This is a genomic window from Janibacter sp. GS2 (assembly GCF_051200835.1).
Classification (GTDB): domain Bacteria; phylum Actinomycetota; class Actinomycetes; order Actinomycetales; family Dermatophilaceae; genus Janibacter.
In genome coordinates, this window is sequence record NZ_CP195161.1 from 2,820,210 (window position 1) to 2,841,675 (window position 21,466).

At 71.1% G+C, this 21,466-nt stretch carries 20 protein-coding genes; 11 read left to right on the forward strand and 9 right to left on the reverse strand.

What is annotated here, in order from left to right; all coding sequences use genetic code 11:
- Positions 1-3 precede the first annotated feature (3 nt).
- A complete protein-coding gene (gene cls, locus ACR9E9_RS13540) occupies positions 4-1,473 on the reverse strand; it encodes a cardiolipin synthase (RefSeq protein WP_435199305.1) in 1,470 nt (489 codons plus the stop codon).
- Positions 1,474-1,548: 75 nt separating this feature from the next.
- Complete coding sequence (locus tag ACR9E9_RS13545; RefSeq protein WP_435199306.1) at positions 1,549-2,493, reverse strand: YhjD/YihY/BrkB family envelope integrity protein; 945 nt, start codon at positions 2,491-2,493, stop codon at positions 1,549-1,551.
- Positions 2,494-2,686: 193 nt separating this feature from the next.
- Between ACR9E9_RS13545 and efeU the strand changes: the two genes are divergently transcribed.
- From efeU to efeB, 3 genes are read left to right on the forward strand one after another with little or no spacing between them, the layout of a single operon-like run.
- Positions 2,687-3,544 (forward strand): iron uptake transporter permease EfeU, encoded by an 858-nt coding sequence (efeU, locus tag ACR9E9_RS13550; RefSeq protein ID WP_435199308.1) that lies wholly within the window; start codon positions 2,687-2,689, stop codon positions 3,542-3,544.
- Between the two features lie 41 nt (positions 3,545-3,585).
- Positions 3,586-4,758, forward strand: coding sequence for an iron uptake system protein EfeO (gene efeO, locus ACR9E9_RS13555; RefSeq protein ID WP_435199310.1), 1,173 nt, complete (start codon positions 3,586-3,588; stop codon positions 4,756-4,758).
- On the forward strand, positions 4,755-6,068 hold the full coding sequence (gene efeB, locus ACR9E9_RS13560; RefSeq protein WP_435199312.1) for an iron uptake transporter deferrochelatase/peroxidase subunit: 1,314 nt from the start codon (positions 4,755-4,757) through the stop codon (positions 6,066-6,068). The genes efeO and efeB overlap by 4 nt, the downstream gene beginning before the upstream one ends.
- A gap of 3 nt (positions 6,069-6,071) precedes the next feature.
- On the opposite strand, the gene trmB is transcribed toward efeB, so the two are convergent.
- The 4 genes from trmB to ACR9E9_RS13580 all read right to left on the reverse strand — a co-directional run bounded on the left by trmB (position 6,072) and on the right by ACR9E9_RS13580 (position 9,155).
- Positions 6,072-6,737 (reverse strand): tRNA (guanosine(46)-N7)-methyltransferase TrmB, encoded by a 666-nt coding sequence (gene trmB, locus ACR9E9_RS13565; RefSeq protein ID WP_435199314.1) that lies wholly within the window; start codon positions 6,735-6,737, stop codon positions 6,072-6,074.
- A gap of 86 nt (positions 6,738-6,823) precedes the next feature.
- Positions 6,824-7,909, reverse strand: a complete 1,086-nt coding sequence (locus ACR9E9_RS13570; protein ID WP_435199316.1) for a PP2C family protein-serine/threonine phosphatase — start codon at positions 7,907-7,909, stop codon at positions 6,824-6,826.
- A 138-nt stretch (positions 7,910-8,047) separates the two neighbouring features.
- A complete protein-coding gene (locus ACR9E9_RS13575; RefSeq protein ID WP_435199318.1) occupies positions 8,048-8,515 on the reverse strand; it encodes a ribose-5-phosphate isomerase in 468 nt (155 codons plus the stop codon).
- A gap of 31 nt (positions 8,516-8,546) precedes the next feature.
- Positions 8,547-9,155, reverse strand: coding sequence for a mycothiol-dependent nitroreductase Rv2466c family protein (locus tag ACR9E9_RS13580; RefSeq protein ID WP_435199320.1), 609 nt, complete (start codon positions 9,153-9,155; stop codon positions 8,547-8,549).
- Between the two features lie 90 nt (positions 9,156-9,245).
- Between ACR9E9_RS13580 and pepN the strand changes: the two genes are divergently transcribed.
- From pepN to ACR9E9_RS13610, 6 genes are all read left to right on the forward strand, one after another.
- Entirely contained in the window at positions 9,246-11,798 is a 2,553-nt protein-coding gene (pepN, locus tag ACR9E9_RS13585; protein ID WP_435203667.1) for an aminopeptidase N, read from the forward strand.
- 65 nt (positions 11,799-11,863) lie between these two features.
- Positions 11,864-12,793, forward strand: a complete 930-nt coding sequence (locus ACR9E9_RS13590; RefSeq protein ID WP_435199322.1) for a mechanosensitive ion channel family protein — start codon at positions 11,864-11,866, stop codon at positions 12,791-12,793.
- Positions 12,794-12,806: 13 nt separating this feature from the next.
- Positions 12,807-13,211 carry a globin gene (locus ACR9E9_RS13595; protein WP_435199324.1) on the forward strand — a complete coding sequence of 135 codons (405 nt, stop codon included), beginning with the start codon at positions 12,807-12,809 and terminating at the stop codon, positions 13,209-13,211.
- Positions 13,208-14,911, forward strand: a complete 1,704-nt coding sequence (locus ACR9E9_RS13600) for a glycoside hydrolase family 13 protein (RefSeq protein ID WP_435199326.1) — start codon at positions 13,208-13,210, stop codon at positions 14,909-14,911. Before ACR9E9_RS13595 ends, ACR9E9_RS13600 begins: the two co-directional genes overlap by 4 nt.
- A 17-nt stretch (positions 14,912-14,928) precedes the next feature.
- Positions 14,929-15,504: a dienelactone hydrolase family protein gene (locus ACR9E9_RS13605; protein WP_435199328.1), complete on the forward strand. Its 576-nt coding sequence runs from the start codon at positions 14,929-14,931 to the stop codon at positions 15,502-15,504.
- Complete coding sequence (locus ACR9E9_RS13610) at positions 15,501-16,295, forward strand: glycerophosphodiester phosphodiesterase (RefSeq protein WP_435199330.1); 795 nt, start codon at positions 15,501-15,503, stop codon at positions 16,293-16,295. The genes ACR9E9_RS13605 and ACR9E9_RS13610 overlap by 4 nt, the downstream gene beginning before the upstream one ends.
- Positions 16,296-16,298: 3 nt before the next feature.
- Here ACR9E9_RS13610 and ACR9E9_RS13615 read toward each other — a convergent pair whose 3' ends face one another.
- From ACR9E9_RS13615 to ACR9E9_RS13625, 3 genes are read right to left on the reverse strand one after another with little or no spacing between them, the layout of a single operon-like run.
- A complete protein-coding gene (locus ACR9E9_RS13615) occupies positions 16,299-17,087 on the reverse strand; it encodes an inositol monophosphatase family protein (protein ID WP_435199331.1) in 789 nt (262 codons plus the stop codon).
- 22 nt (positions 17,088-17,109) lie between these two features.
- Complete coding sequence (locus ACR9E9_RS13620) at positions 17,110-17,739, reverse strand: hypothetical protein (RefSeq protein WP_435199333.1); 630 nt, start codon at positions 17,737-17,739, stop codon at positions 17,110-17,112.
- Entirely contained in the window at positions 17,736-18,203 is a 468-nt protein-coding gene (locus tag ACR9E9_RS13625; RefSeq protein ID WP_435199335.1) for an acyl-CoA thioesterase, read from the reverse strand. The genes ACR9E9_RS13620 and ACR9E9_RS13625 overlap by 4 nt, the downstream gene beginning before the upstream one ends.
- Before the next feature lie 87 nt (positions 18,204-18,290).
- Here ACR9E9_RS13625 and ACR9E9_RS13630 point away from each other — a divergent pair, with 87 nt between their 5' ends.
- Together ACR9E9_RS13630 and ACR9E9_RS13635 are read left to right on the forward strand one after the other, a co-directional pair.
- A complete protein-coding gene (locus ACR9E9_RS13630; RefSeq protein ID WP_435199337.1) occupies positions 18,291-20,411 on the forward strand; it encodes a RecQ family ATP-dependent DNA helicase in 2,121 nt (706 codons plus the stop codon).
- A 59-nt stretch (positions 20,412-20,470) separates the two neighbouring features.
- Positions 20,471-21,424, forward strand: a complete 954-nt coding sequence (locus ACR9E9_RS13635) for an acyl-CoA thioesterase (RefSeq protein WP_435199339.1) — start codon at positions 20,471-20,473, stop codon at positions 21,422-21,424.
- Positions 21,425-21,466: the final 42 nt, after the last annotated feature.

The window sequence follows — 21,466 nt, forward strand, 5'->3', positions numbered from 1 at the left end:
TCGTCATTGCAGCGCGGAGGTGAGTCGCGCCAGACCGTCCACCGCGGTGCGTCGCAACGGTTCCTGCGCCCACTCCTGCGCCGTCAGCTCGGTGCTGATCCTGCGGTACTCCGCCTCGACCGCGCGCATCTGTGCCACATACAGCGGTGACCGGACCATGAGCGAGACCTCGCAGTTCAGTCCGAACGAGCGCATGTCCATGTTGCTCGAGCCGATCACCGCGACCTCGTCGTCGATGCTGAAGTGCTTCGCGTGCAGGATGTACGGCGCCGGGTACTGATAGATCCTCATCCCGGCGTCGAGGAGAGGCGCGTAGTAGGAGCGCTGCGCGTGCCAGACCAGGGCCTGGTCCCCGATCTCGGAGACGAACAGCTCCACGGTGACTCCGCGCGTGATGGCGGCCATGATGCCGCGCAGCATGGACTCGTCCGGCACGAAGTACGGGCTGGTGATCGCCACCCGCTCGCGGGCGGCGTACAACAGGCTCAGGAACAGCTGGAGGTTGTTCTCCACGGGATAGCCGGGGCCACTGGGCACCACCTGGCACTCCAGCAGGTCGTCCTCCGCCGTCACCCCGCTCCGCGGGGGCGGCGGGCCCGCCCGGTCCAGCCGCTCGCCCGACTCCATGTACCAGTCCGTCGCGAACACCAGGTCGATCGACTCGACGACCGGACCCTCGACCCGGGTCATCAGGTCCTGCCACTTCAGGCCCCGCGCCAGGTTCTTCTTCTTGTTGTAGCTGCGATCGATGAGGTTCTGCGAGCCCATGAAGGCGACACGACCGTCGACCACGAGCAGCTTGCGGTGGTTGCGCAGGTCGAGTCGCTGGTAACGGCCCTTGAGCGGTTGGACCGGCAGCATCAGGTGCCAGTGAGCACCCATCGCCTCGAGCCGGGCGATCGTGGCCTGGTAGTCACGACAGTGTGAGGAGGACCAGTGGTCCAGCAGCACGCGAACCGTCACGCCGCGAGCGACCGCCGCCTCCAACGCGTCGAAGAAGGCGCCCGTGCTCTGATCGAGCGAGAGGATGTAGAACTCCACGTGGACGTAGGCCCGCGCCCCCGCGATCTCCTCGGCCATCGCGTCCAACGACTCCGCGTAGTCCCCGATCAGCGCGCCGCGGTTACCCCCGAGCAACGGCATCGCGGTCAGCTCCTGATTCATCCTCACCACACCGGGCCACCACTCCGGCCCCGCGGAACCGGCCGGAGCGGGTGACTCCGCCGCATGGTCGGCGATGGCCTCGTCCATCTCCGCCTGCTTCGTCAGCCGACTGCGCGGCAGCCTCGGGCTCCCGATGAGCAGGAACAGCGCTCCACCGAGGACCGGGATGAAGAAGATCGCCAGGAGCCAGGCCATGGCGGCCGTGGGACGCCGGTTGGGCGGCACGTAGATGAGCGCGAGCACCCGCAGCACGAGGTCGAGCACCACGACCAGCCCGCCGCCGAGGAGTGAGAGGTGAAGCCCTGACATGTCCCTCGTCCTTCGTCGGTGTCGGGCAGGTCGCGTCGGATGGGCGCCGGCCGTGGAGCGTGCTGCCCCAGATTCTCACGGGCGCGCTTCGCCAGGCTCACCCAAAGGGGGTGAGTCGCTCGTGGACGAGCGGGCCCGTCGTCCGGAGCGATCGGCGTGCGCGGCCGTCGGACCACCGCGCAGCCACCGGCCGAGCCGGCCCTCGTCCGTGGTGATGACCTGACCGAGGATGCCCGACGCGAGCAGGCAGAAGGACACCGCATACAGCAGGGCGACGTAGGTGAAGGCCACTCCGATCGCCCCGTACCTCGCGTCGGAGATCGCGAGGGCGTGCGGCAGCAGCACCGCCGCCGAGGGCCGCACCACGAGCATGGCCGCACCGAACAGCACGGCGCCCGGCAGGAGATGACGCGGGCGCACCCGTCCGGCGAGCAGGAAGAACGGAATGAGGAAGGCGACCACGATGTCCACGGCCAAGGGCCCGGCGATGTCCCACAGCAGGGATGCCGGTCGGCCGCCCAGGTCACGAGTCACTGCCCGCCCGGTCCACGGCACCGCGGCGAGGGCCACCAGGACCGCCACCCAGCGCCACGCCGACCTCAATCGCAGTCTCGGCCGTGGCAGCCCCCAGATCGCCGCAAAGGCCCGGGTCAGGGCGCGGGAGAAGCTCGTCGCGGACGCGAGGATGGCCAGGGCGCCGATCCATCCGAAGGCCTGGTTGCTCGACACCGAGGCCACCGCACCGTCGACCGCCGGCTGGGCCCCCTCGGGCGCCCCCACGGCACCGGCCACCTGACGACCGCTCACCCCCAGCCAGGTGGCGCCCACGATGAGGATGGGAACCACCGAGGTGAACGCCTGCGCAGCAACCGTCATGGACCGGTCGAACAGCTCCGTCCGGGTGGAGGCCACCGCGGTCCGCACGGTGAGCCGGCCCGGCCACTGCTCCGACAGCCAGATGATCCGGTTCCGGGCCCGAGGGGGCAGTCGTCGCAGCAGACGGGCGTATGCGCTCCGCACCCCCGCAGAAGGCACCCACTCAGCCACTGCGCTCCACCGCCTCACGCTCCGTCCGTCCCGGGTCGGTACCGCACCCGTGCACTCGGACCGTATCTTCCCCCCGAGGCACACCCTCGCGCCACGAGCGATGTGCGCGTCCCTGAGGGCGGAACGAGTAAGGCAACGCTCACCTAAGTTGTTGTAGGGTGCTCACGTGCTCGCCAACTACCTCATCGGGCTACGTGAGGGTCTCGAAGCCGCCCTCGTCGTCAGCATCCTCGTCGCGTACCTGGTCAAGACCGACCGACGCCACCTGGTCCCGCGGATCTGGATCGGCGTCGCTCTGGCCATCACCGTCAGTCTCGCCTTCGGGGCGGTCCTCACCTTCGGCCCACGCGGCCTGACCTTCGAGGCCCAGGAGCTGATCGGTGGCAGCCTGTCGATCATCGCGGTCGGCTTCGTCACCTGGATGATCTTCTGGATGGCCCGCACCGCCCGGGGTCTGGCCGGCGAGCTGCGCGGCCGGATCGACCAGGCAGCCTCGGCCGACAGCGCGTGGGGACTCGTCCTCGTCGCCGTCCTCGCCGTCGGACGCGAAGGCCTGGAGACGGCACTCTTCCTCTGGGCCACGTCCCGGGCGGTCAGCAGCGATGGTGGCTCCACGTGGACCCCACTGGTGGGCGCCGCGCTCGGACTGGCCACCGCTGTCCTGCTCGGCTGGCTGATCTACCGCGGAGCGATCTCGATCAACCTCAGCACGTTCTTCACCTGGACCGGGATCTTCCTCGTCTTCGTCGCCGCCGGGGTCCTCGCCTACGGCATCCACGACCTGCAGGAGGCCCGCTTCCTGCCTGGTCTGAACACCGTGGCCTTCGACGTCTCCCACATCATCGACCCCAACACCTGGTTCGCGACGCTGCTCAAGGGCATCTTCAACTTCACGCCGCGCACCACCGTCCTGCAGGCCGTCGCCTGGGTCCTGTACGTCATCCCCGTCCTCACGCTCTTCGTCCTCGGCACCCGCCGCCGGTCGAGCCCGACCCCGGCCACGGAATCCGTCCCCGCATCCTGAGCCGCCCCCTTCCCATCCCTCGCCACCCCCGAAGGACCCCGATGAAACTGCGACACCTCGCCGCCGGCGCCTCGCTGGCGCTGCTCCTCCCGGGCATCGCCGCCTGCACCGACAACTCCGCTCCGAAGGGCTCGGGCGACGGGGGCGATGAGCGCACCATCTCCGTGACGTCCACGGACGATTCGTGCGAGGTCTCCACCGCCGAGGTACCCGAGGGCGCCCTGACCTTCCAGGTCGAGAACGCCGGCACGAAGGTCACCGAGTTCTACCTGCTCGGCGAGGACGGCCTGAGGATCGTCGGAGAGGTCGAGAACATCGGACCCAACCTCGAGCGTGACCTCACCGTGAGTGTCCCCGCCGGCACCTACACCACCTCGTGCAAGCCGGGCATGGTCGGCGAGGGGATCCGCGCCGACTTCACCGTCGCCACGTCCGAGGACACGAACGTGGACCCCGGCGACCAGGCCAGCGTCGACGAGGCCGAGAAGAACTACACCGCCTACGTCAAGGACCAGTCCGACCAGCTGCTGATCAAGACCACGAAGTTCGTCGACCTCTACGAGTCCGGCAAGGACGAGCAGGCCCGCGACCTGTACGCCGACGCCCGGGTCCACTGGGAGCGCATCGAGACCGTCGCGGAGTCCTTCGGCGATCTCGACCCGAAGATGGACGCCCGGGAGGCCGACCTCGAGCCCGGTCAGAAGTGGACCGGTTGGCACCGCATCGAGAAGGACCTGTGGCCGGAGGAGGCCGAGGACTACACCGCGCTCACCGATGCGGAGCGCACGACCTACGGCCAGGACCTGCTGAAGAACACCACGACCCTGGACCAGCGGATCCAGAAGATGGACTTCACCGTCGACCAGATCGCCAACGGCTCCCGCGGCCTGCTCGAGGAGGTCGCCACCGGCAAGGTCACCGGTGAGGAGGAGGCGTGGTCGCACACCGACCTCTGGGACTTCCAGGCCAACGTCGACGGCGCCAAGGTCGGCTACGACGGAGTGCGTCCGATCCTCATCGCCAAGGGCGAGGAGGACCTGGCACGGCAGCTCGACACGCGCTTCGCGGCCTTGCAGAAGCTGCTCGACCAGCACCGGAAGGGCGACGGATTCGTCCTCTACACCGACCTGACCACGGACGAGGTCAAGGATCTCTCGGACGCGGTGAATGCCCTGTCCGAGCCGCTGTCCAAGCTCACTGCGGCGATCGTGTGACCCCGCCCGACGATCAGCACGACCCGGAGGAGGAGGCCGCCACCCGAAGGTCCTCCCCCGGGCCGTCGCGCCGGGCGATGATCGGTACCGGGAGCGTTGCCACGGCCCTGGGTCTCGCCGGTGGTTTCACTGCGGGACGGGCGACGGCTGCCGAGCCGACGACGGGAGCGCAGCCCTCCCCCTTCGCGCTGCGGGATGAGCACCAGCCCGGCATCACGACCCCGGTCCAGGACCGCTTGCACTTCGCTGCCTTCGACATCACGACGACCTCCCGGGCGCGCCTGATCGCCCTGTTGAAGGAGTGGACGCTCGCGGCCGAGCGGCTCATGGCGGGCGAGCCCGCCGGCGAGATCGGACCGGTCGAGGGCGACTACCGCCTGCCTCCGGACGACACCGGAGAGGCCATGGGCCTGTCCGCCTCGAAGCTGACCCTCACCTTCGGTTTCGGACCGGGTCTGTTCACGGACGAGAAGGGGACGGACCGTTTCGGCCTGGGGGAGCGCCGGCCGGAGCCTCTCGAGCCGCTCCCCCACTTCCCCGCCGACATGCTCGACCCCGACCGCAGCAACGGCGACCTGTGCATCCAGGCGTGCGCCGATGACCCGCAGGTCGCGGTGCACGCCATCCGCAACCTCGCGCGCATCGGCTTCGGCACGGTGTCGATGCGCTGGTCCCAGCTGGGCTTCGGCCGCACCTCGAGCACCACGACCGACCAGGCGACACCGCGCAACCTCTTCGGCTTCAAGGACGGGACGAAGAACATCCACGCGGACGAGCCCAAGACCCTCGAGGAGCACGTGTGGGTCCAGTCGCAGGACAGCGGCGGCGACTGGCTCGCGGGTGGCTCCTACCTCGCGGTGCGCCGGATCAACATGGTCGTCGAGACGTGGGACCGTCAGGGCCTGGCTGACCAGGAGGGCTTCATCGGGCGCACCAAGGCCACCGGTGCCCCGTTGTCCGGCGGCGAGGAGTTCGACGAGCCCGACTTCGACCTGGCCGGCCGCGACGGGCCCATCGTCCCGAAGGACTCACACGTCGCGGTCGTGCACCCCGACCACAACGACGGCGTGCAGATCCTGCGGCGCGGATACAACTTCGTCGACGGGTCGAGCGCCCTCGGCACCCTCGACGCCGGCCTGTTCTTCCTCGCCTACGTGCGCGACCCCGACCGGCAGTTCATCCCCATGCAGACGAAGATGGCCAAGAACGACACGCTGATGGAGTACCTGAAGTTCACCGGCTCTGCGCTCTTCGCGATCCCGCCGGGTGCCGGCGAGGGCGAGTACATCGGGCAGGGGCTCTTCGGGTGACGCTCAGGCGGCGGTGACCCGGAACTCGTGGATGGTGCGGCCGGCAGCGGTGCCCTTGTCCTCGAATCCCGCGCTCGGCCGCCACGCCGGACGGTCACCCTCGACGACCGCGACACCCGGGTGCCGGTCGAGCTGGCGGCGCACGTGCTCGGCGTACTGCGCGTGGTCGGTCGCGACGAGCAGGTGCCCGCCGGGCCGCAGCCGGTCGAGGACGAGGTCGAGGGTGTCCTGCTGGACGAAGCGCCGCTTGGCGTGCTTGGCCTTGGGCCAGGGGTCCGGGAAGAAGAGGTGGACCGCCGCCAGCTGGTCGGTGGCAACGCACTGCATGAGGTACTCGATGGCATCACCGCGGTGGGTACGCAGGTTGCCGATCCCCTCGTCCTCGGCCGCGGCCATCATCACGGCCACCCCCGGCACGTGGACCTCGGCGGCGATGACGCCGTGGTCCGGGTGCGCGCGCGCATAGGCGAGGGCGGCCTCACCGTAGCCGGACCCGATCTCGAGGACGACCGGCACGTCCCGGCCGAAGAGCGCTGCCGGGTCGAGGGTCGTCGTCGGCACCGTGTACCGCGGGAGCAGGCGCTCCATCCGCTCCTGGGTCAGCGGCGACATCCGCCACCGAGGGGTGAAGGTGCGCACGGTCGCGCGGTGGCGTCCGTCATCGGTCACGGGGGTGTCCGTCAAGGGTGCCTTGTGGGGATCGGGTTCGGAGGTGGTCACGGCCGCACAGGCTATCCCTGGTGGGGCGAAGGGCGTCAGTCGCGCCAGATGATCACGGCGGCGCGGTCGTCCTCGATGCCGGCCCGGCCCCGGGTGACGAGGGTCTTCGCCAGGCCCGTGAAGCCGTGCGGGAGACGGGCCTCGGCCTCGCCGAGCATCCAGTCGATGCCGTCGTCGAGGTCGCGGGACCGGGACTCGATGATCCCGTCGGTGTAGATGAGCAGGGCATCTCCGTGGCCCAGGACGGTCCGCGTCTGCGGGTACTCGGCCCCCGGCACGAGGCCGAGCGCCGGGCCCCGACCGTCGTCGAGCGCCACCCACCGGCCGCAGCCCGCGTCGTAGTGCATCGCCGGCGGGTGACCGGCGGACGCGACCATCGCCTCCCCCGTCTCCAGGTCGAGACAGACCTGCACCGCGGTGGCGAAGCCCTCGTCCCACTTGTCGCGCTCGAGGAACTCGTTGGCCATCGGGAGCACCTGGTGCGGTGTCGCCGAGCCGATGACACCCCCGAGGGCCCCGGCGAGGACGAGCGCCCGTGCACCCGCCGCCTGGCCCTTGCCGCTGACGTCGGCCAGGACCATCTCGAGCTGTCGGCCGCAGCGGCTCGTCGAGGTGATGTTGAAGTCGCCCGCGAAGGCATTGCCGTGGGCGGTCGCGAAGGACCGCTCCGCGTGCCATCCCTTCGGCAGGCGCGGGATGTCGCCCATGCCGTGCAGCCGGGTGCGCAGGTCGCCGAGCATCCGGTCACCCGCGAAGGTGGCCGCGCCGTGGTGGGAGCGTGACGTCGCCACGGCGTACATCAGGGCGAGGCTGGCGACGAGCGGGAGCGTGCGGGCCACGCCCTCGTCAGCGAAGATCAGGGACCAGGCGACACAGGTGAGGGCGACGGCGAAGACGAGCCGGACCTGGGGCAGGGGACAGAGGGTCGTCGCGATGAGGCACACCGGCACGAGGGCCACGAGCGCCAAGCTCCCGCCCCAGGCGTGGTGGCCGACCGCGATGGCGAGGACAGCGCCGAGCATGACCAGCAGCAGCGGGGTACCCTCGATGCGAGGCAGGGTCCGCGGCACCTGCCGTCGCTGGGGCCACGGCAGGACGCGACTCGGCAGAATCGCAGACACTCTGAGCTCCCCGGTCGTGATCGGGCCCGTCGGACGAGCGGGCCTGTCGGCACTGTAAGCGGGGAATCGGCACGTGTGAAGGGCCGTAACCGTTCAGAGACCGAACCGGGCGGCCTTGGGCGCCACGCGCTTCCGCCGTCAGGGCAGGGGCGGCAGCGTCCCGTCGGCCTCGAACGCGGACACCATGTCGATGCGCCGCTGGTGGCGCTCCTCACCGATGAACTCCGTGATGAGGAAGGTGCGGACCATCTCCTTCGCCTCGTCGACCGACTGCATCCGACCGCCCATGGACAGGACGTGGGCGTCGTTGTGCTCTCGGGCGAGGCGGGCCAGCTCGGTGTTGTAGCACAACGCCGCCCGGACTCCGGCGACCTTGTTGGCCGCCATCTGCTCGCCGTTGCCCGATCCACCGAGGACGATGCCGCGGCTGCCGGGATCCGCCGCGACGGCCTGGGCCGCACGGATGACGAAAACCGGGTAGTCGTCGAGGGCGTCATAGGTGAAGGGGCCGTGGTCGGTGACCTGGTGGCCCTCCGCCTCGAGGAAGGTGAGCAGCTCCTGGTGGAGCTCGAAGGCCGCGTGGTCGCCGCCGATGTGGACGCGCAAGGTCTTCTCCGTATGCGTTGGAAGGGGTGGGTCAGTCGAAGATCGGGCCGCGGGAGCGGGTGCGCTTCAGCTCGAAGAAGCCCTCGGTCCCGGCCACGAGCACGCAGCCGTCGAAGAGGCGACCGGCCGCCTCCCCCTTCGGCCCTGGGGTGACGACGGGCCCGAAGAAGGCAACGCCGTCGACCGAGATGACCGGGGTGCCCACGTCGTCGCCGACGAGGTCGATCGCGCGCTGGTGGCTCTCGCGGAGAAAATCGTCGTGCGCATCGGTGTCGGCGGCCTCGATGAGCTCGGCCGGCAGTCCGACCTCGGCGAGCGCGGCGGCGGTCGCCGCGCGCATGTCCTCCTCCTGCTCGAGGTGCAGCCTCGTGCCGATGGCGTCGTAGAGGGGCTTGGTCACCTCGTCACCGTGCGCCGTGCGAGCGGCCGCGATGACCCGGACCGGACCCCACCCGCGGTCCATGAGGTCGCGGTAGTCCTCGGGCAGGTCCCGTCCGTCGTTGAGCACGGACAGGCTCATCTGCGACCAAGTCACCTCGATGTCCCGGACGGCCTCCACCTCCATGAGCCACCGACTCGTGATCCACGCCCACGGGCACAGCGGGTCGAACCACATCTCCACGGGCTGCGTCTCAGTCATGAACCCATCGTGGCAGACCGCCCGGGCGCTCGGTGCTGCGGCCCACGTCGTGACAGCATGAGGAAAACGACCGATCCGAAGGAGCAGCACGTGCCCGGGAAGAACCTCACCCGCGAGGAGGCCGTCGCACGCGCGGCGGACCTCGAGGTGGACAGCCACGAGATCACGCTCGACCTGACCACCTCCGAGACGACCTTCGCCACGACCAGCACGATCCGCTTCACGGCGAAGGGCGGGTCCTCCACCTTCGTCGACTTCATCGGTGAGTCCGTCGAGTCGGTGGAGCTCAACGGCGCCGCGCTGGACCCGTCTGCGGTCTTCGCGGACCACCGCATCCGCCTCGACGACCTCGCCGGGGACAACACGGTGACCATCCGGGCCACGGGCACGTACATGAACACGGGTGAGGGGCTGCACCGATTCGTCGACCCGGTCGACGGCGAGGTCTACCTCTACACCCAGTTCGAGGTGCCGGACAGCCGACGCATGTACCCCGTCTTCGAGCAGCCCGACCTCAAGGCGAGCTTCACCCTGACCGTCACGGCGCCCGCGCACTGGCAGGTCATCGCCAACTCCCCCACCCCGGAACCCGCGCCGGTGCCCGGACGGGATGACGTGGCCACGTGGTCCTTCGCGCCGACCGAGCGGATGAGCAGCTACATCACCGCGCTCGTCGCCGGGCCCTATGACGTCGTGCGCGACTCGCTGACCTCGCGCGACAAGGAGGTGCCGCTGGGCATCTTCTGCCGCAAGTCGCTGACGCAGTACCTCGACGCCGACACCCTCTTCGCGCTGACCAAGGCGGGCTTCGCCTTCTACGAGGAGGAGTTCGACCGGGCCTACCCCTTCACGAAGTACGACCAGATCTTCACGCCGGAGTACAACATGGGCGCGATGGAGAACGCCGGCTGCGTGACCTTCCACGAGATGTACGTCTTCCGCTCCAAGGTCCCCGACGCGCTCGTCGAGCGCCGCGCCCTGACCGTGCTCCACGAGCTCGCGCACATGTGGTTCGGCAACCTCGTGACGATGAAGTGGTGGAACGACCTCTGGCTCAACGAGTCCTTCGCCGAGTGGGCCTCCACGACCTGTCAGGCGGAGGTCACCGAGTGGACCGACGCCTGGACCACCTTCTGCACCCACGAGAAGGCCTGGGCCTACCGCCAGGACCAGCTCAGCTCGACGCACCCGATCGTCGCCCCGATCCGCGACCTGGCCGACGTCGAGGTGAACTTCGACGGCATCACCTACGCGAAGGGCGCCTCCGTCCTCAAGCAGCTCGTCGCCTACGTCGGTCGCGAGCCCTTCCGGGACGGCCTGCGCGCGTACTTCGACGCGCACGCGTGGGGCAACACGACGCTCGACGACCTGCTCGACGAGCTGGAGGCCACGTCCGGCCGTGACCTGCGTGCCTGGTCGACGCTGTGGCTCGAGACGGCCGGGGTCAACACCCTGCGTCCGCTCGTCGAGGTCGACGACCGCGGTCACTACGTCGACGCGGTCATCGAGCAGACCCACGCCGAGGGCTTCCCGACGCTGCGCCCGCACCGCCTCGCCGTCGGTCTCTACGACCTCCTCGACGGTCGCCTCGTGCGACGCCAGCGCATCGAGGTCGACGTCGAGAGCGCACACACCCCGCTGCCGCAGCTCGTCGGACAGCGCCAGCCCGACCTGCTGCTGCTCAACGACGACGACCTGACGTACGCCAAGCTGCGCCTCGACGAGCGCTCCCTCGCGACGCTCCTCGCCCACCCCACGGCCTTCGAGGAGTCCCTGCCGGCCTCCCTGTCGCTGGCCTCGGCCTGGGACATGACCCGTGACGGCGAGATGCCCGCCCGCGAGTACGTCGAGCTCGTCCTGCCCGTCCTCGACGGGCTGAGCGACTCGACCCTGCTGCGCACGCTGCTCGCCCAGGTCTCCACGTCGGTGGTCGCCTACTCGTGCCCGGGCCACCGCGAGGAGATGCGACACGCGGTCGTGACCACGGTGCGAGCCCTCGCCGAGAAGGCCGTCCCGGGCAGCGACGCGCAGCTGCAGCTCATCACGGCGCACGCCAACCTGCTCGCGCCCGGCGACGACACCTCCTTCGTGCGCGGGCTCCTCGAGGGGAGCACCACGCTCGAAGGACTCGCCGTAGACACCGACATGCGGTGGAGCCTGCTCACCGGGCTGGCCGCCGCCGGGGACGCCGATGCCGACGCCATCGCCCGGGAGGCGAAGGGGGACAACACCGCCACCGGTCGTGAGCGCGCGGCCCGGGCCACGGCCAGCATCCCGACCGCAGAGGCCAAGGAGGCCGCCTGGCAGGCGGGCGTCGTGGCCACGGACACCCCGAACTCGGTCATCGACGCGCACGCCCTCGGTTTCGGGCGGACCGCGGACCCGGCGCTGCTCACTCCCTTCGTCGAGCGCTACCACGAGGCGCTCGAGGAGGTGTGGGCCCAGCGGACCCACGCCATCGCCGAGGGCATCGTCATCGGCTTCTACCCGATGGCCCTCGCCGGCCCCGAGCTGCTCGCGAGGACCCAGGGCTGGCTCGACGAGCACGAGCAGGCGCCCGCTGGTCTGCGGCGCACCGTCGCGGAGCGGCGTGACGCCGTGGCGCGGGCCGTCTCCGCGCAGGAGCGGGACGCCGAGGGCTGAGAGGCCCGCGCGTCGCGAGCAGTCCGTTTGGGGTCCACCGGGCGACCGGGGGTAGCGTCTCACCGATGCCTTCCTTGTTGTCCCAGATGCATGCGGCCGCTGTGGACGTCACGTGGGAGGGCGCGCTCGAGTGGCTGCTCGGCGCGCCCCTGCGGATCGTCGTCACCCTCCTGCTGGCCTTCGTCGCGCGGCGGCTCGCGCACCGGGCGATCACCACCGCGGTCAGCGGCTCGATCGCCCGCAGCGAGGCCGCTCGGGCCAAGCGTGACCACCGGCGCACCCAGGGCATGGCCGCGAGCACGGTGCGTGAGCGCTCCCGCCAGCGCGCCCTGACGACGGGCTCACTGCTGCGCAGCATCGCGACCATCGTCATCGTCACGATCACCGCACTCACCGTCCTGGCGCTGATGGAGATCCCGCTCGCCCCGCTGCTGGCCTCCGCCGGTGTCGGTGGTGTCGCCCTCGGCTTCGGCGCCCAGGCCCTGGTCAAGGACTACCTCTCGGGCATCTTCATGATCCTCGAGGACCAGTACGGCGTCGGTGACTACATCGACACCGGGGAGGCCGTCGGCACCGTCGAGGAGGTCACCCTCCGGGTGACCCGACTGCGCGACCTCGACGGCGTCGTCTGGTACGTGCGCAACGGCGAGGTCATCCGGATCGGCAACCGCAGCCAGGGCTGGTCGACGGTCATGGTCGACCTCCCCTTCTCCTACAAGGAGGACGTCGACCACGTCATCGGGATCATCAAGGACGAGGTCGCGCAGATGAACGAGGACACCCACTGGCACGCGGTGCTGCGCGAGGCCCCCTCGGTCCTGGGTGTCGAGTCGATCACCGCGGGCATGGTGACGGTGCGTGTCTTCGCCACGTGCACGCCGAACGAGAACTGGGGCATCCAGCGGGAGATCCGTCGCCGGGTCAAGGACGCCTTCGATCGTCACGGCATCGCCGGCCCCCCGCTACCACCCCTCGGTGGCCAGCACACGATCTGAGAGGCTGGGGGGCGTGTTCGCGCAACCTGGTGAGACCTTCTACGAGCAGGTGGGAGGTCGTGAGACCTTCGTCCGTCTCGTCCACGCCTTCTACGAGGGCGTGGCCCGGGACGAGTCGCTGCGGGCGCTCTACCCCGAGGCCGACCTCGGCCCGGCCGAGGAACGACTGCGGATGTTCCTCGAGCAGTACTTCGGGGGGCCCGGGACGTACAGCCAGCAGCGCGGTCACCCCCGGCTGCGGATGCGCCACGTCGACTACGCGGTGACCCCGGACATGCGGGACCGTTGGGTGAGACACATGCTCGCGGCGATGGACACGCTCGATCTGCCCGAGTCCCACGACGCGGCCATGCGTGACTACTTCACCCGCGCCGCCGACACGATGATCAACGCCGACGACGAAGGACGACGCCTGTGACCGACTCCGGTCAGGACACCCTGCGCACCCACGACCTGCACGCCGGATCGGCCGCCGGTGCGCCGTGGTGGCGCGACGCCGTGATCTACCAGATCTATCCACGGTCCTGGGCCGACGGCGACGGCGACGGGGTCGGCGACCTGCCCGGCATCACCTCGCGCCTGCCCCACCTGCGCGACCTCGGCGTGGACGCGGTGTGGCTCTCCCCCTTCTACCGCTCCCCCCAGCTCGACGGCGGCTACGACGTCTCCGACCACCGGGACATCGACCCGCTCTTCGGCACCCTCACCGATGCGGACGATCTCATCGCCCGCGCCCACGAGCTCGGGCTGCGGGTCGTCGTCGACCTCGTGCCCAACCACAGCTCCTCCGAGCACGAGTGGTTCCGCGCGGCGCTGGCCGCCGCACCGGGCAGCCCGGAGCGGGATCGCTACATGTTCCGCGACGGCCTCGGTGAGGACGGCGAGCTGCCGCCCACGGACTGGCTCTCCAACTTCGGTGGCGGCGCGTGGACCCGCGTCACCGAGCCGGACGGTGCGCCGGGCCAGTGGTACCTGCACCTCTTCGACCCGAGCCAGCCGGACTTCAACTGGACCAACCCCGAGGTGCGCGCCGACTTCGAGGCGACCCTGCGCTTCTGGTTGGACCGCGGCGTCGACGGCTTCCGGGTCGACGTCGCGCACGGCCTCGTGAAGAAGGAGGGGCTGCCGAACTACGACAGGCACCCAGGCGGCCTCCTCGAGACCACCCACGAAGCGCCGTACTGGGACCAGGACGGCGTCCACGAGATCTACCGGGAGTGGCGCCGGCTGCTCGACTCCTACGGCGTGCCCGAGCGCATCATGTGCGCGGAGGCCTGGGTGGCCCCGGCGGCCCGAGCCGCGCGGTACGTGCGGCAGGACGAGTTCCACCAGGCCTTCAACTTCGACTTCCTCGAGACCCCGTGGCTGGCCGAACCGCTCCGCAGGGTCATCGCCGGGTCGCTCGAGGCGAGCGACTCCGTGGGTGCCCCCGCCACCTGGGTCCTGAGCAACCACGACGTCCTGCGCCACACGAGCCGGTTCGGACTCCCGCAGGGTGGTCCGCGACCGAACGGCATCGGCGCCCACGACCCCCAGCCCGACGCGCAGCTCGGTCTGCGCCGGGCCCGTGCGGCGACGACGCTCATGCTCGCGCTGCCCGGTGGCGCGTACGTCTACCAGGGGGAGGAGCTGGGCCTGCCCGAGCACACCGGCCTGCCGGACGCGGTGCGGCAGGACCCGACCTTCATGCGTACCGGTGGACTGGAGCTGGGTCGCGACGGGTGCCGGGTCCCCATGCCGTGGACGAAGGGGGCCCGCGCCTGCGGGTTCAACACCACCGGTTCCGCCTGGCTGCCGCAGCCGGAGATCTACTCCGAGCTCGCGGTCGATGCCCAGGCCGGCGTCGAGGGCTCGACCCTGGAGCTCTACCGCTCGCTCCTGGCGCTGCGGAAGGAGCGCCAGCTCGGCCGGGCCGCCCTGGCCGAGGTCGACGGGCTGGGCCAGGACGCGCTCGGCTACGTGGCCACCGCCCCAGACGGTGACCGCACGCTCGTGCTGGCCAATCTCTCGAACGAGCCGGTGGCGCTGCCCGAGGGCGCTCGGGTCCTCGTCTCGTCAGGGGAGCTGGACGACGGACGGGTCCCGAGCGACACGACCGTGTGGGCCACGCTCGACTGACGAGGAGAGTTCGACCCATGGCACCGATCCTGCTGCTGCACTCGGCCCTCGGACTGCGACCCGCCGTCCACGACATCGCCGATCGACTGCGCTCGTTCGGGCACGAGGTCACGGTGCCCGACTTCTACGAGGGGCACGTCTTCGACGGGCAGGCCGACGGCATCGCCCACCGGGACGCCCACCCGGAGTACTTCGAGCACGTGCGCTCGGTGGCCGACCGCCTGCCGGCGGAGACCGTGTTCGCCGGGTTCTCGCTCGGTGCGTGGTTCGCCCAGCGACTGGCTGCCCGGAGGCCGGACTCGGGTGGCGCGATCCTGCTGCACTCGTGTGCCCCACCGCGGCCCCCGTGGCCCGGCGTGCCGGTGCAGGTCCATCGCTACGCCCGCGACCCGTGGATCGACCCGGCGGATGTCTCGGCCCTGGGCGAGGCGGTCCACGCGAGCGGTGCGGCCTTCGAGGACCACGTGACAGCCGGTGAGGGCCATCTGTTCACCGACCCGCAGCTCCCGGACTTCGACGCCGCGGCCACCGATGCGACCGTGGCCCGGATCGCCACCTTCCTGGCCGCGGACGGCCTGGCGTTGGCTCCGTGAGACGCGCCGCGGACTTCCCGTACTTCGCCGACGAGCTGCCGATCGCGATGGCCCATCGTGGTGGAGCGGCCTTCGCCCCGAACCTCGGCCGGGAAAACACCGTGCACGCCTTCCAGCAGGCCGTCGCCCTGGGCTACCGCTACCTCGAGACCGATGTCCACGTGACCGGTGACGGCCGGCTCGTCGCCGTCCACGACGACGTCCTCGACCGGGTCACGGATGCACGAGGGGCGATCGCGGAGCTGCCGTGGTCGCATGTGGCCGCGGCCCGGATCAACGGTACCGATCCGATCCCGCTCATGGACGAGCTCTTCGAGACCTTCCCCCAGACGCGGTTCAACATCGACGTCAAGGCCCCCGGCGCAGTCGCCCCCCTCGTCGAGGCGATCCGTCGCCACGACGCGCTCGACCGGGTCTGCATCGGCTCCTTCAGCGACTCCCGGCTGCGCACGGTGCGCCGGGCACTCGGTCCGGGCCTGGCCACCTCGGCCGGCCCGCGGGACGTCGCCTCCCTTCGGGTGCTCCCCCGGCTCCTCTCGCGCCTGCTGCGCTCCCCCGCGCAGGCCCTGCAGGTCCCCGTCACGCACCGGGTGGGGCCCGTCACGGCCACCGTGGTCACCCCCGGCCTCGTCGAGACCGCCCACCGTCTGGGCAAGCAGGTCCACGTGTGGACCATCGACGAGGCAGCGGAGATGCACCGGCTGCTCGACCTCGGGGTGGACGGCCTCGTCACCGACCGCATCGACACCCTCCGCGATGTGCTCGCCCAGCGGGGTCACCCCCTGGGCTGACCGTCAGCTGCGCAGCGCCGCGATGACCTCGCCGACGGCCGTGGCCCGACCGGCGACGCTCCAGACCCGGCCACGCACCTCGACCTGCTCGACTCGGCCCCCGGCTGCGGCCACGAGGGCCGCCCCCGGCAGCCAGTCCCACTCGGGCACGGACTGCTGGGCCCACACCCCGACCCGCCCCGCGGCGACGGCCGCGAGGTCGCACGACCCGGACCCGAAGACCCGCACCGTCGCCGCACCCGAGATCGCGGCGAACCACGGCTCACGCAGGTCGGCGTCGGGCAGCACGGCCGGGTGCAGGTAGGTCGCCAGACACACCTCTCCCAGCGGTCGGTCGGCCAGCTTCCCGAGGGGTGCGCCGTTGAGGCTCGCCGGCACGTCGCGGCCCCCGAGCCATGCCTCGTCCACCGTCGGCTGGTGCACGGCTCCGAGGACGAGCCCATCGGCATCGCGCAGGGCGAGCGCGCTGCACCACGTGGCCAGGCCCGAGAGGAAGTTGTATGTGCCGTCGACCGGGTCGATGACCCAGGTCCGCCCCGAGGTGGAGTCCGCCTCGGCGCCCTCCTCACCCACGATGCCGTCGCCGGGTCGCAGGCGCGCGAGCGTGCCGGCGACGAGGTCCTCGGCAGCGTGGTCGGCCGCGGTGACGACGTCGGAGACGGAGGTCTTCTGCTGGCCGTCGAGGCCCTCGACGCGCATCCGGGCAGCCAGCTGCGCGGCACTGCGGGTCAGCTCCGCGGCCAGGGCTGCGTCGTCGATGTCGGTGGGCAGGTCGGCGAGGGGGTTGTCCACCCGGCCCACCCTAGGGCCGTCCTCAGCGGGCGATGACGAAACCGCGGTCCGATGCCACCCGGGTCCACGGCCCCCGGACGTGCACGGTGGCCTGCGCCGGCGCGTCGGGGCGCAGGAAGCCCAGGACGTGGAGGCCGAAGGCGGTGCCCGCGGGGACCGGCACCTCGGTGTCGGTGGGCCGACCCCACACCCGGGCGCGCAGGTCGGCGACCGCCGCGCTGCCGGCCCCGTCGGGCGCCCCGTGGGCGACCTCGGCGATGCCGGCGAGCGCCGCGGCCCGCAGCTGTGCGTCCCGGACGGTCCCGACCGCTTCCCACCCGGAGCGAGGAGGGCTGAGCGCACCCCAGGACGGGTTGGTCGTCATGGGCGGATCCGGCACCTCGGTCCCGCTGCGCGCGAGGCGGTCCGTGACGGCACCGAGCGGCACGGTCCGGTCGCTGACGACCGGCTCGGCGAGCGCGAAGGTCCGCAGTCCGAGGACGAGGCCCGTGCTCCCGATGCCGTGGCCGGGCAGCACACAGGTCCACGCGGCCAGCACCGCCCCGACGGCCTCCAGACGCACGTCACCGTCGTCGTCGACCTTCCGGGCCCGAGCGAGGTAGGCCGCGAGGTCGAGGGCGCTCTCCTCGTCGACGAGGCGCAGGGTGCTCATCGGCGGCGGCGCATGGCTGCGGGCTCGCCGAGGAAGACCGTGAGCGAGGCCCGCTCGTCATCGGTGAGCCGGCGGGGTCGCTGGTCGGCGATGTCGAAGGCGACGAGGGTCGACTCGGCGCGGGCGTAGAGGGCGCGGTCCGCGCCCGGGCCGTCGCGCATCTCGTAGGCCATGTCCCAGCTGGCGCCCCCGATCTGCGTGATCCACATCTCCACGAGCACCGGCTCCTGGCGGTAGGCGAGCTGGTCGAGGTACTCGATCTCCTGGCGCGCGAGCAGGACGCCCGAGCTGAGCATGCTGTCCGGCCCGGTGGAGTTGAACCAGCTCGCGAAGGCCCGGACCCGGGCCTCCTCGAGCAGACGGTGGTACTGCACGTTGTTCACGTGGCCGTAGGCGTCCATGTCGCCCCAGCGGAGGACGATCTCGGTGCTGAATCGCTGGGCTGACTCGGTGGGACTGCTCATGTCCACATCCTGTCACCGCCGGCGGGCGCCATCCCCAGGGGTCGCCGCCCGCGAGGGGCCGTCGGACCTCTCGCCTACGGTGGCCACATGACCTCCTCCCCCACGAGCACCTCCCTCATCGACGACGCGACCGGGGTGTTGCGTCAGCTCGTCGGGCGGGACGACGCCGTCTTCCACGAGGGCCAGTTCGAGGCGATCGAGGCCCTGGTCGAGGGGCGCTCCCGCGTGCTCGTCGTCCAGCGCACCGGGTGGGGCAAGTCAGCCGTCTACTTCGTCGCCTCCCGGCTGCAGCGGGCGAAGGGGGCCGGTCCGGCCCTCATCGTCTCGCCGCTGCTGGCCCTGATGCGTGACCAGATCGCTGCCGCCCAACGCGCCGGCGTGCGCGCCGTGTCGATGAACTCGGCGAATGCGCAGGAGTGGAACGACGTGCGTGCACAGCTCGCGGCCGACGAGGTCGACGTGCTCCTCGTGAGCCCCGAGCGGTTGAACAACCCACGCTTCCGCGCCGAGCAGCTGCCCGACCTCACCCGACGGTGCGGGCTCCTCGTCGTCGACGAGGCCCACTGCGTCAGCGACTGGGGGCACGACTTCCGCCCCGACTACCGCCGGATCAAGGACCTGCTCGGCGAGCTGCCCGAGGGCACCCCCGTGCTCGCGACGACCGCGACCGCCAACGAGCGGGTGGTGCGCGACGTCGTCGAGCAGCTCGCTGCGGGGGCCTCGAGCGAGGTCCTGACCATCCGCGGTCAGCTGGCCCGCGACAGCCTGCGGCTGGCCGTCCTGCCCCGGTCCGGCATGGACCACCACCTCGCGTGGCTGGCCACGCACCTGGGGCAGCTCGAGGGCAGTGGCATCGTCTACACGTTGACGGTGAGCGCTGCCGAGGACGTCACGGCCGCCCTGCAGGCAGCCGGCCACCGGGTCGCGGCGTACACCGGCCGCTCCGACACCGAGGAGCGGGCCGCGATGGAGGACGCGCTGCGGCACAACACGGTCAAGGCGCTCATCGCGACGAGCGCCCTCGGGATGGGCTTCGACAAACCGGACCTCGGCTTCGTGGTCCACCTCGGAGCGCCGTCGTCACCGGTGGCCTACTACCAGCAGGTCGGCCGTGCCGGACGCGCCACCGAGCGCGCGGACGTCGTCCTGCTGCCCGGGCACGACGACGTGTCGATCTGGAAGCACTTCGCGTCGGCGTCCATGCCACGCGAGGACCAGGCGGCTGCCGTGCTCACCGCCCTCGCCGAGGCCCGCAAGCCGCTGTCCACGGCGGCGCTCGAGACGATCGTCGACATCCGCCGTACTCGTCTCGAGCTGCTCCTGAAGGTCCTCGACGTCGATGGGGCCGTGCAGCGGGTCAGCGGCGGCTGGACGAGCACCGGACAGCCGTGGGTCTACGACGCCGAGCGCTACGAGCGGGTCTCCGCCGCCCGCGAGGCGGAGCAGCAGCACATGCTCGACTACATCACCACGGACGGCTGCCGGATGGCCTTCCTCCAGCGCACTCTCGACGACCCGAGCGCGCAGGACTGCGGCCGCTGCGACCGGTGCGCCGGCCCCTGGATCGACGCGGACGTCGGCGACGAGGCCCTCGGCTCCGCACGCTCGACCCTTGATCGCGCCGGAGTCGACCTCGACCCGCGGGCGCAGTGGCCGGCGGGCATGGACCGGCTCGGTGTGCCGGTCAAGGGCAAGATCCCGCCCGACGAGGGTATGTCCCCCGGCCGCGCGCTGGCGCGCGTCACCGACCTCGGCTGGGGGCCGCGGGTGCGCGAGCTGCTCGCGGAGGACCAGCCCGTCCCGGAGTCGACCGTGCGCGCCGTCGTGCGGGTCCTGGCCGAGTGGGGCTGGGGCACGCGCCCGGCCGGGATCGTCGTCATCCCCTCCCGCTCCCGACCGACCCTCGTCTCCTCCCTGGCCGAGCAGCTGGGTCAGATCGGTCACCTCCCGGTCCTCGGGTCACTCGACCTCGTCGACGGCGGGCCGATCGGTGAGCCGGGCGGCAACTCCGCCTACCGCCTCTCCGGGGTGTGGGAGCGGCTGGAGGTCGGACCCGAGCTCGCCGGGGCCCTGCCCGGCCTCAGCGGACCGGTGCTGCTCGTCGATGACGTCGCCCACTCCCGCTGGACCCTCACCGTGGCCGCCCGCGCCCTGCGCCGGGCGGGAGCAGCGGAGGTCCTCCCCTTCGTCCTGGGGCTCGACGGGTGATCCGGTCGGGAGGTCCGTCGCCTAGTCTCTGCAGGACGCCACACTGCTAGGAGACCCCCGTGAGCGACCAACCCACCCTCGCCGACCGTCAGGCAGCATCGATGGCCGATCTGCTATCCATCCTCGAGCTGGAGCACCTGGGTGCCGCCTCGATCCAGGTCGCCGGTGCAGGCGGCGAGGACATGGGATCGATGGGCACCGACTCAGCCGACATCTTCGAGGGCCGCAGCCAGAAGCAGCCGCACAACCGCGTGTATGGCGGTCAGGTGCTCTCCCAGTCACTCATCGCCGCGAGCCGGACCATCCGTGAGGAGCACCCGGACCGCCTGCCCCACTCCCTGCACGCCTACTTCATGCGCGCCGGCGACGACACCCTGCCCATCCGATTCGCCGTCGAGCGGATGCGCGATGGGCGGTCCTTCTCCACCCGCCGGGTGCACGCGATCCAGCACGGTCGACCGATCCTGTCCCTCACCGCCTCCTTCCAGGATCCGTCGGGCGGGCTCGATCACCACGACCCGATGCCCGAGGTGCCTGCCCCCGAAGAGCTTCCGTCGATCGCCGACATCTTCGGCGGCATCGACCACCCGAGGGCCCAGCATCTCGCCAGCCGCCCCGTGGACCACCGCTACGTCGAGGGTGACATCACGATGAAGGCGGCCAGCGAGGCCGTCGCCCGGCAGAACGTCTGGATCCGGGCCGTGGGTGTGGTCGATGACGATCCCTTCCTCCAGTCCGCGGTGCTCGCCTACATGTCCGACTACAGCCTGCTCGAATCCGTCCTGCGGCGGCATGAGCGCATCTGGACCGATCCGAGCCTGCGCGTGGCCAGCCTCGACCACTCGATGTGGTTCCACCGCCGGGTGGACCCTTCCCAGTGGCTCCTCTACTCGCAGGAGTCGCCCTCCGCGCAGGGTGGCCGTGGCCTGGGCATCGGTCGGGTCTTCACCCGCGACGGGGCACTCGCCACGACCATCACGCAGGAGGGCATGATCCGGGTTAAGGGGGACTGACCCGGTCCGGGTCGAGGTATGGGCGAGCGACGGGACTCACCC